The organism is Rhodobacter capsulatus, from assembly GCF_005144475.1.
In the GTDB taxonomy this organism is placed as follows: Bacteria; Pseudomonadota; Alphaproteobacteria; order Rhodobacterales; family Rhodobacteraceae; genus Rhodobacter; species Rhodobacter capsulatus_C.
The window spans coordinates 1-8949 of sequence record NZ_SWJZ01000123.1 but is presented as its reverse complement, the minus strand read 5'-3'; the positions used below and the strand labels follow the sequence as shown (position 1 = coordinate 8949).

Annotated in this window: 9 protein-coding genes; 7 read left to right on the top strand and 2 right to left on the bottom strand. The window is 67.3% G+C overall.

Features of this window, described 5'->3' with window-relative positions:
- Positions 1–32: 32 nt before the first annotated feature.
- Entirely contained in the window at positions 33–1346 is a 1314-nt protein-coding gene (gene guaD, locus FBT96_RS19380; protein WP_136909566.1) for a guanine deaminase, read from the bottom strand.
- 99 nt (positions 1347–1445) lie between these two features.
- Between guaD and mgtE the strand changes: the two genes are divergently transcribed.
- The 3 genes from mgtE to FBT96_RS19365 are packed head-to-tail and all read left to right on the top strand — an operon-like array spanning position 1446 to position 3836.
- The gene (mgtE, locus tag FBT96_RS19375; protein ID WP_136909564.1) at positions 1446–2828 is read left to right on the top strand and encodes a magnesium transporter; all 1383 of its coding nucleotides are present in this window, start codon (positions 1446–1448) and stop codon (positions 2826–2828) included.
- A complete protein-coding gene (locus FBT96_RS19370; RefSeq protein ID WP_249306578.1) occupies positions 2825–3436 on the top strand; it encodes a 5-formyltetrahydrofolate cyclo-ligase in 612 nt (203 codons plus the stop codon). Before mgtE ends, FBT96_RS19370 begins: the two co-directional genes overlap by 4 nt.
- Positions 3437–3482: 46 nt before the next feature.
- Complete coding sequence (locus FBT96_RS19365) at positions 3483–3836, top strand: zinc ribbon domain-containing protein YjdM (protein ID WP_136909562.1); 354 nt, start codon at positions 3483–3485, stop codon at positions 3834–3836.
- A 75-nt stretch (positions 3837–3911) separates the two neighbouring features.
- Here the strand turns inward: FBT96_RS19365 and FBT96_RS19360 are convergent, their stop codons facing one another.
- Positions 3912–4493 (bottom strand): CHAP domain-containing protein, encoded by a 582-nt coding sequence (locus tag FBT96_RS19360; protein ID WP_249306576.1) that lies wholly within the window; start codon positions 4491–4493, stop codon positions 3912–3914.
- A gap of 327 nt (positions 4494–4820) precedes the next feature.
- Here FBT96_RS19360 and FBT96_RS19355 point away from each other — a divergent pair, with 327 nt between their 5' ends.
- The 4 genes from FBT96_RS19355 to FBT96_RS19340 all read left to right on the top strand — a co-directional run bounded on the left by FBT96_RS19355 (position 4821) and on the right by FBT96_RS19340 (position 8795).
- Positions 4821–5636 (top strand): TIGR00282 family metallophosphoesterase, encoded by an 816-nt coding sequence (locus FBT96_RS19355; protein ID WP_055213401.1) that lies wholly within the window; start codon positions 4821–4823, stop codon positions 5634–5636.
- A gap of 131 nt (positions 5637–5767) precedes the next feature.
- Entirely contained in the window at positions 5768–7555 is a 1788-nt protein-coding gene (locus FBT96_RS19350) for an SLC13 family permease (protein ID WP_136909560.1), read from the top strand.
- Between the two features lie 7 nt (positions 7556–7562).
- Complete coding sequence (locus FBT96_RS19345; protein ID WP_136909558.1) at positions 7563–7955, top strand: hypothetical protein; 393 nt, start codon at positions 7563–7565, stop codon at positions 7953–7955.
- 99 nt (positions 7956–8054) lie between these two features.
- Entirely contained in the window at positions 8055–8795 is a 741-nt protein-coding gene (locus FBT96_RS19340) for a YebC/PmpR family DNA-binding transcriptional regulator (RefSeq protein ID WP_136909556.1), read from the top strand.
- The last annotated feature ends 154 nt before the right edge of the window (positions 8796–8949 follow it).

Sequence of the window (8949 nt, the reverse complement as noted above, 5' to 3'; positions counted from 1 at the left end):
AAAAACCGGGGGGGGGGGGGCCCCCCCCCCCGCTACTTCATCCGCCGCCCGGCCACCCAGACCCCGGCGATGGCGCGGTCATCCCCCATCATGATCGTCGGGAAAAGCGCCTCCCAGAAATCGCCCGCCCGCTCGGCGCGCTGGGCAATCGCTTGGGTCGAGGCCAGATCGACCGCGATCAGATCCGCCTCCATCCCCACGGCGATATTGCCGACCGCGTGATCGATGCGCAAAACCCGCGCCGCGCCGACAGTGGCCAGATACCACAGCACCGCCGGATGCAGCGCGCCGCGCTTGAGCTGCCCGATCTCATAGGCCGCGGCCATCGTGCGCAGCATCGAGAAACTTGATCCGCCGCCGGTGTCGGTGGCCAGCCCGATCCGCAGCCCCGCCGCCGAAAGCCCCGCCGTGTCAAACAGCCCCGAGCCGATGAACGTGTTCGAGGTCGGGCAATGCGCCAGCCCCGCGCCGACATCGCGCAGCCGGGCGATCTCGCGCGGCTCCAGATGGATCGCATGGCCGTAAACGCCGTTTTCGCCCAGCAGGCCAAAGGTTTCGTAAGTGTCCAGATAATCCCGCGCCGCCGGGTAAAGGCTTTTCACCCAGGCGATCTCATCGACCTGCTCGCTCAGATGCGTCTGCATCAGGCACTCGGGATGCTCGGCCCAGAGGCTTCCCAAGGCCAGCAGCTGATCGGGCGTCGAAGTGGGCGAGAACCGCGGCGTGATCACATAGCCCAGCCGGTCGCGGCCATGCCAGCGCGTCAGAAGCGACTTGCTTTCGTCATAGGCCGCCTGCGCGGTGTCGCGCAGCCCGGCGGGCGCGGTGTCGCGGTCCATGCAGGTCCGCCCGGCGAGCGCCCGCATGCCGCGCCGCGCCGCCTCGCCCATGAAGGCATCGACCGACGAGGAATGGATCGTCGCATAGGAACACATCGAGGTCGTGCCATGCGCCAGCGCAAGGTCAAGATAGCGCGAGGCGATCTCGGCCGCATAGGCGGGATCGGCAAAGCGCATCTCCTCGGGAAAGGTATAGGTATTGAGCCAGTCGATCAGCCGCTTGCCCCAGCTCGCGATGATCGCGGTCTGCGGATAATGCACATGCGCGTCGATGAAGCCCGCCGAGATCAGCTTGTCGCCCAGATCGGTGCGATGCGCCTGCGGGAAGCGCGCCAGCACCGCCGCGGCCGGGCCGGTATCGACGATCCGCCCCGCCTCGATCGCCACCGCGCCGTGCCGGTCGTGACGGGCCGCCCCGGGCCCCTCGACCATCGGATCGCCCGCGTATCGCAGCACCTGACCCAGCAAAATCTCCACGCGCCACCTTCCTTTCCCGTGTGTCCCCATGCTAGGGCCGCGACCAGGCTTCGGCAATCACGGCTTTTTTGTCGCAGCCGGCTGCGATAAGGTGGCGCAAATCATAAGCGGGCGAAAACAGGGGGCGGCATGGCACAAGAGCGGGCGGAAGAGCACGAAGCCGAAGACCTGCCCGCGCTGACCGGTGATCTGGTCGACCGTGTCCTTGCCGCGACCGAGGCCAGCGATGCCGTGCTTCTGGCGGAGCTGCTGGAACCGCTGCATGGCGCCGATATCGCCGACCTTCTGGAACAGGTCACCACCGCCGAGCGGCGCGAGATCCTGCGGCTTTACGGCCGCGAGATGGACGGCGAGATCCTGACCGAGATCGACGAGTCGATCCGCGAGGAGGTGATCGAGCAGATCCCGGCCGATGTTCTGGCCGAGGCGGTCCGCGAGCTTGATTCCGACGACGTCGTCGATCTGATCGAGGATCTGGAAGAGGTCCAGCAGGAAGCCATCCTTGAGGCGCTGGATGAAACCGACCGCGCCGCGGTCGAGCAATCGCTGACCTGGCCGGAAAATTCCGCCGGCCGTCTGATGCAGCGCGAGGTCGTCGTGGCCCCCCTGCATTGGACCGTGGCCGAGGCGATCGGCTTTCTGCAACGCGAGGAGTGGCTGCCCGACCAGTTCTATCACGTGATTCTGGTCGATCCCGCCCATCATCCGGTGGGCTATGTGACCTTGGGCAAGATCCTGTCGTCAAAGCCCGAGACCGCGCTGAGCGCGATCACCGAGGACAGTTTCCGCACCATTTCCGCGCGGCAGGAAGAGGGCGACGTCGCCTATGCCTTCAACCAGTATCACCTGATTTCGGCGCCGGTGGTGGATGATGACGGCCGTCTGGTCGGCGTGATCACCATCGACGACGCGATGAACGTGCTCGATGAGGAACACGAGGAAGACATCCTGCGGCTGGCGGGGGTGGGCGAGGAAAGCTCGATCTCCGATTCGGTGCTGGAAACCGTGCGGCAGCGTCTGCCCTGGCTTGTCGCGAACCTGTTCACGGCCTCGCTTTCGGCCATCGTGATTTCGCAGTTTCAGGCGACGATCTCCGCGCTGGTGGCGCTGGCCGCGCTGATGCCGATCGTCGCCTCGACCGGCGGGATCGCGGGGACGCAATCGCTGGCCGTCGCGGTGCGGGCGCTGGCGACGCGCGATCTGACCGCCTCGAACGCGCGCCGGGTGGTTTTGCGCGAGATCGGTGCGGGGCTGGTGAACGGGCTGAGCCTGGCGCTGCTTCTGGGCGTCGCGGGCGGGCTGATCTTTGGCCATGTCGAGCTGGGCGTGGTGCTGGGCCTTGCGATGATCGTCAATCAGCTGGTCGCGGCGCTGGGCGGGGTGATGGTGCCGCTGACGCTGGAACGGATGGGGCTTGACCCGGCGCTGGCCTCGGGCACCTTCGTCACCACGTTGACCGATGTGATGGGCTTCTTCGCCTTTCTGGGCCTGGCGACCTGGGTTCTGGTATGACCGATCTGGTGGCGCGCAAGGCCGAGGCCCGCAAGACCGCCTTTGCGGCGCGCAAATCCGCCTTTGCCGCGGGGCAGGGCGACGCCTGCGACCATCTGCTGGCAGCGCTGATGCGCTTCGAGGGCGCGCCCTTGGCGGGGTATCTGCCGATCCGCACCGAGATCGATCCGCGCCCGGCGATGGCGGCGCATCGCGGCACGGTCGGCGTGCCGGTGATCGCGGGCGAGGGCCTGCCGCTGACATTCCGCGCCTGGACGCTGGATGCGCCGCTGATCCCCGGCCCCTTCGGCGCCTTTGTCCCCGAAACCGGCGCCGAGGTCACGCCGCGGGTGCTGATCGTGCCGCTGGTCGCCTTTGACCGGCGCGGCTACCGGCTGGGCTATGGCGGCGGTTTTTACGACCGCACGCTGGAACGTCTGCGCGCCGCCGGGCCGGTGACGGCGATCGGCTTCGCCTTTGCGGCGCAGGAAATCGACACCGTTCCGACCGAGCCCACCGATCAGCCGCTCGATCTGATCGTGACCGAGGCCGGGCCGATCTTTCCGCCGCCCCGTGATCTGCGCCGTGATCTGCCGCGCGATCTGCGCCGCGATCCCGGCCGGGGCTGAGGTCGCGCGCTCTGGTCAAGTCCGTCCGCGCGGGCTAAAGCGGGGCATGACCGATGACACCCTGCCGCCGTGCCCCGAATGTGCCAGCACCTTCACCTATCAGGTGGATGCGCTTTTCACCTGTCCCGAATGCGGCCATGAATGGGCCCCCGGCGGCGATGCCGCCGAGACCGGCGCGCCTGGCGTGATCCGCGATGCCGTCGGCAATGTGCTCTCCGATGGCGACACGGTGACGGTGATCAAGGATCTCAAGCTCAAGGGCAGCTCGCAGGTGGTCAAGGTCGGCACCAAGGTCCGCGGCATCCGGCTGGTGCCGGGCGATCACGACATCGATTGCAAACTGCCCGGCGTCGGCCAGATCGGGCTGAAGTCGCAATTCGTGAAAAAGGTTCAGGACTGACGAAAAAGGGCGCCGCGGGGCGCCCTTTGCAACTTCCGGGGACGGGGCCTCAGCCGGTCCTTCAGCCCCGGTCTTTCAGCCCCGGTCTTTCAGGATGAAGCCCGAGACCGGATAGACCCGGCCCGCGGCGCTTTCCTGGCTCATCACCCGGACCTGGCTCCAGTCGTTGTTCTTCGACACGTCATGCACGGTCATGCCAAGCGACACCCGGTTGCGCTGCCAGTTCGCATGATCGATCTTGATCTCGCGCGGCGAGACGACCGCCGACACCACCGCGACATGGCCCATCGGCATCTTGCGGGTGGGGGAAAAGGCCATCACCGCGCCCGGTTCGGGGCGGTGGCTGCGGGCGTAGCGGCCCGAGGCCTTCGACCACCAGGTGCCCGCATTGCCCTGCAGATCGATCCCCGAGACATTGCGCGCGAAGGGCACGCACCAGACCCGGCCGCCGCGCGCCCGCAGTTCCCGGGCCAGCGACACCGCGCTGTCGCGCCGCGCCGGATCGACGCCTTCAGGGCGTTCCTGCGCCGAGGCGAAGCTCATCCGCGTGGCCTGTTCGGTTCCGCCGCCGCCGCCGCAAGCCGAAAGCGCGGCCAGAACGGCAAGAGCGAGGGGAAGCCGGGCAAGGCGCCCGGAGGATGTCAGCGTGATGTTCATCGGACCTTGTAACGAAATGTGAGTGTTGCGCTTCGTCGAGGGCCACCCATAGCGGGGAACCGCATCAGGGTTAAAGCGCTCTGAGCACCCGGCGCGGAAAACGGGCGGAATCTCGCCATCTGGCGGCTTTCGGGGCGGCGGATTTCCGCCGAGGCTGAAATTTTTCCCTAGGTCGCCCGATGGGGCCGTGGCGCTTTGCGGCCCCCCTCCGCCCCCCCCGTCCGCCCCCCGAGTCCCGGCCCGGAACCTGTCCCGGAACGCGGCGGAAATGGCATTTTGCGCAAGGCAACGGTTGCTTTTCGGCGGGGCTTCGGCCTAAGGAAGCCCATGAAGATCTTGTTTCTTGGCGATGTGATGGGGCGCGCGGGACGTGCCGGGGTGGCCGAACGGCTGCCGAAGCTGCGCGCGGACTGGGGGCTCGATTTCGTCGTGGTGAACGGCGAAAACGCCTCGGGCGGCATGGGACTGACCGGCGAGCATGCGAAACTGCTGCTCGCCGCGGGGGCCGATGTGGTGACGCTGGGCGATCATGCCTTCGATCAGAAGGACATGCTGCGCTTCATCGAGACCGAACCGCGGGTGATCCGGCCGCTGAATTACGCGAAGGAGGCGCCCGGCAAGGGCGCGCGCCTGTTCGAGGACCGCCGCGGTCGCAAGGTGCTGGTGGCGCAGGTGCTGGGCCAGGTCTTCATGAAGCGCCCCTTCGACGATCCGTTCTCGGCGATCGACACCGCCTTGCGCACGCATCCGCTGGGCGGGCTGGCGCAGGCGATCGTGGTCGACGTGCATTGCGAGGCGACGTCCGAAAAGATGGCGATGGGGCAGTATTGCGACGGCCGCGCCAGCCTTGTCGTCGGCACGCATACCCATGTGCCGACGGCCGATGCGGTGATCCTGAAGGGCGGCACCGCCTATCTGAGCGACGCGGGCATGTGCGGCGATTACGACAGCATCATCGGCATGGAAAAGGCCGAGCCGATGCGCCGTTTCCTGACCGGAATGACGCGCGACCGCTTCACCCCGGCCGAGGGGCCGGTGACGCTGTCGGGGGTCTATGTCGAGACCGACGACCGCTCGGGCAAGGCCACGCGCATTGCCCCGGTGCGGCTGGGCGGGCGGCTGCCCGAGGCGCTGCCGGTCTGACCTTCCCGCGTCCGATGTCCGCAAAAACAGCATTCTCCCGCCGACACCCGAAGATGGCGCGGATCGCGGCGATGAACGCTTGCCCGGATGGCCCGGGTGGCTAGTATCGCGGCGAAGCAGAGGGGCCTGAGATGATCGACCTTGGACTGAGCGCCGCGGCGCAGGCATGGCTTTCCATTGCCATCGTGCTGGGCATGTTCGTTCTGTTCGTGCGCGAAAAGGATCCGCCCGAAGTCGTCGCCATCGGCGGCGCGGCGCTGATGCTGGTGCTGGGCCTTGTGCCCTACAAGGAGGCGGTGGGCGCGCTGTCGAATTCGGCGCCCTGGACCATCGCCTTCATGTTCCTGATCATGGGGGCGCTGGTCCGCACCGGCGCGCTCGACCGCGCCACCCGTGCCGTCGAAAGCCAGATCGACGAACGCCCGACCACCACCACGGCGCTGCTGTTCCTCATCGTCATGGGCGCCTCGGCGTTCATGAACAACACGCCCGTCGTGGCGGTGATGATCCCGATCTTCATGCAGGCGGCGCGCAAGCTGAACGTGCCGCCCTCGCGCCTGCTGATGCCGCTGTCCTATTTCACCATCATGGGGGGGATGATCACGCTGATCGGCACCTCGACCAACATCCTTGTCGACGGGGTGGTGCGCAAGGAGGGGATGGCGCCGTTCTCGATCTTCGAGATCGCGCCGGTGGGGCTGGCGATCTGTCTGGCGGGCTCGATCTTCATGGCGCTGCTGTCGCGCCGTCTGGTGCCCGATCGGGTCTCGATGGCGGCGACGCTGGGCGGCGGGCGCCCGAAGATGAAATATTTCACCGAAGTGGCGATCCCCGAGGGGTCGAACCTGATCGGCAAGGGCGTGCTGGAGATCGACATCTTCAAGCGCACCGGCGTTCGGGTGATCGACGTGCTGCGCGGCGATGCCAGCTTGCGGCGCGATCTGACGGCGGCGGTGCTGGAAGCGGGCGACCGGGTGGTGCTGCGCACCGAGGTTTCGGAATTGCTCGGCATGCAGGCCAACAAGGATGTGCGGGTGGTGGACAAGCTGTCCTCGGTCGCCACCGAGACGGTCGAGGTGCTGATCTCGCCCGGCTGCCGGATGATCGGGCGGTCTTTGGGCGATCTGCGGTTGCGGCGGCGCTATGGCGTCTATGTGCTGGCGGCGCATCGGCGCAACCAGAACATCGGCCGCAAGCTTGATGATCTGGTGGTCGTCGTGGGCGATACGCTGCTGCTGGAAGGCGCGCCGGAAGATATCGCCCGGCTGGCGCAGGACATGGATCTGGTCGATGTCTCGCGCCCGACGGCGCGGGCGTTCCGGCGCGGCAAGATGCCGATCGCGGTTCTGGCCCTGCTCGCCGTGGTCGGGCTTTCGGCGCTGGATGTGGCGCCGATCATGGAGCTGGCGATGGTGGCGGTGGCGGTGATCCTGCTGACCCGCTGCATCGACGCCGACGAGGCGTTTTCCTATGTCGATGGCCGGCTTCTGGCGATGATCTTCGCCATGCTGGTGGTGGGCGAGGGGCTGGACGCTTCGGGGGCGGTGGCGCTCATCGTCGATGCGGTGGCGCCCCTGATGCAGGATCTGCCGCCGATCGCGGCGCTGGCGGCGGTCTATTTCCTCGGCCTTGCAATGACCGAGCTTCTGTCGAACAATGCCGTGGCGGTGATCTTCACGCCGATCGCGATCCAGCTGGCGCATACGCTTGGCCTGGATCCGCGCCCCTTTGCCGTCGCCGTGATGTTCTCGGCCTCGGTCGCCTTTGCCACCCCGATCGGCTATCAGACCCATATGATGGTCTATGGGCCGGGCGGTTACAAATTCTCGGATTTCCTGCGGCTCGGCATCCCGCTCGACATCCTGACCGGCATCGTCGCGGTGCTGGTGATCCCGATCGTCTGGCCGCTCGTTCCCTGAGGTTTTCATGCGCCTGTCCCTGACCGCTCCGCTTCTGCTGGCCGCCCCCCTGTTCCTGGCCGCCTGTGCGGCGCTGACCCCGCCGGTTGCCGCGCCGACGCCGAACCCCGGGCGGATCGATCTGCTCGCGGACCGGCTGACGGTGCATTTCACCGATGGCAGCCGCTGCAGCGCCGATATCGCAGCCGCCCCGACGGGGGCGCTGCCCGGCTGCGCCGTGCCGATGACCTATGCGGTCGAGATCCGCCGCAAGATCCATGTTCCGGCCGCCGACGGGCTGATCGAGCCCTATGCAAAGGTCCGGCTGACCCGGCAGTCCGACGGGCGCGTCTTCGACTGGGTGACCCCCGAGGGCGGCGATCGGCACCGGCCGGTGAATTACGGGCATCAGCCCGGCTGATGCGCCCGTGTGACGGGCCGGTTTCATTGGCGCGGCTTGCGGTAAGGCCGGGCTTTGGCTATAGCGGCCGCCAGCACACCAATTCGACGGAGTAGGGGCATGGCAGGCCATTCCAAATGGGCGAACATCCAGCACCGCAAGGGCAAGCAGGATGCGATCCGCTCGAAGATGTTCTCGAAGCTGGCGAAGGAAATCACCGTCGCCGCGAAGATGGGCGACCCCGATCCCGACAAGAACCCGCGTCTGCGTCTGGCGGTCAAGGCCGCCAAGGCGCAATCGATGCCGAAGGACGTGATCGACCGCGCGATCAAGAAATCGCAGATGGGCGATGCGGCGGATTACACGGAAATCCGCTACGAGGGCTATGGCCCGAACGGCATCGCGATCATCGTCGAGGCGATGACCGACAACCTGAACCGCACGGCGTCGAACGTGCGCAGCTATTTCACCAAATCGGGCGGCAACATGGGGCAGACCGGCTCGGTCAGCCACGGCTTCGACCGGGTGGGCGAGATTTCCTATCCCGCCTCGGTGGGCGATACCGACACGGTGATGATGGCGGCGCTGGAGGCTGGCGCCGATGACGTCGAGAGCGACGAAGAGGGGCATTGGATCTATTGCTCGGTCGAGGCGCTGTCGGAAGTCTCCGAGGCGCTGGAGAAAGCCTTGGGCGAATCGACCGAATCGAAGCTGATCTGGAAGCCGCAGACCACGACCGAGGTCGATCTGGAAACCGCGCAGAAGCTGATGAAGCTGATCGATGCGCTGGAAGAGGACGACGACGTGCAGACGGTGACGCATAACTTCGACGTCCCCGAGGATGTTGCCGCGCAGCTCTGAGCGCCGCGCGGAGGTTTTTTCAAAAGGCGCCCCGCGGGGCGCCTTTTGTTTTCGCCACGCTGGCGCGTGGCGACCCGGGGGGGGGGGGGGGGGGGGGGGGGGGGGGGGGGGGGGGGGGGGGGGGGGGGGGGGGGGGGGGGGGGGGGGGGGGGGG

Excerpts from the sequence above, each read along its gene's own strand:
- guaD (WP_136909566.1), bottom strand. The coding sequence starts at position 1,346 with ATGGGGACACACGGGAAAGGAAGGTGGCGCGTGGAGATTTTGCTGGGT.
- mgtE (WP_136909564.1), top strand. The coding sequence starts at position 1,446 with ATGGCACAAGAGCGGGCGGAAGAGCACGAAGCCGAAGACCTGCCCGCG.
- FBT96_RS19370 (WP_249306578.1), top strand. The coding sequence starts at position 2,825 with ATGACCGATCTGGTGGCGCGCAAGGCCGAGGCCCGCAAGACCGCCTTT.
- FBT96_RS19365 (WP_136909562.1), top strand. The coding sequence starts at position 3,483 with ATGACCGATGACACCCTGCCGCCGTGCCCCGAATGTGCCAGCACCTTC.
- FBT96_RS19360 (WP_249306576.1), bottom strand. The coding sequence starts at position 4,493 with ATGAACATCACGCTGACATCCTCCGGGCGCCTTGCCCGGCTTCCCCTC.
- FBT96_RS19355 (WP_055213401.1), top strand. The coding sequence starts at position 4,821 with ATGAAGATCTTGTTTCTTGGCGATGTGATGGGGCGCGCGGGACGTGCC.
- FBT96_RS19350 (WP_136909560.1), top strand. The coding sequence starts at position 5,768 with ATGATCGACCTTGGACTGAGCGCCGCGGCGCAGGCATGGCTTTCCATT.
- FBT96_RS19345 (WP_136909558.1), top strand. The coding sequence starts at position 7,563 with ATGCGCCTGTCCCTGACCGCTCCGCTTCTGCTGGCCGCCCCCCTGTTC.
- FBT96_RS19340 (WP_136909556.1), top strand. The coding sequence starts at position 8,055 with ATGGCAGGCCATTCCAAATGGGCGAACATCCAGCACCGCAAGGGCAAG.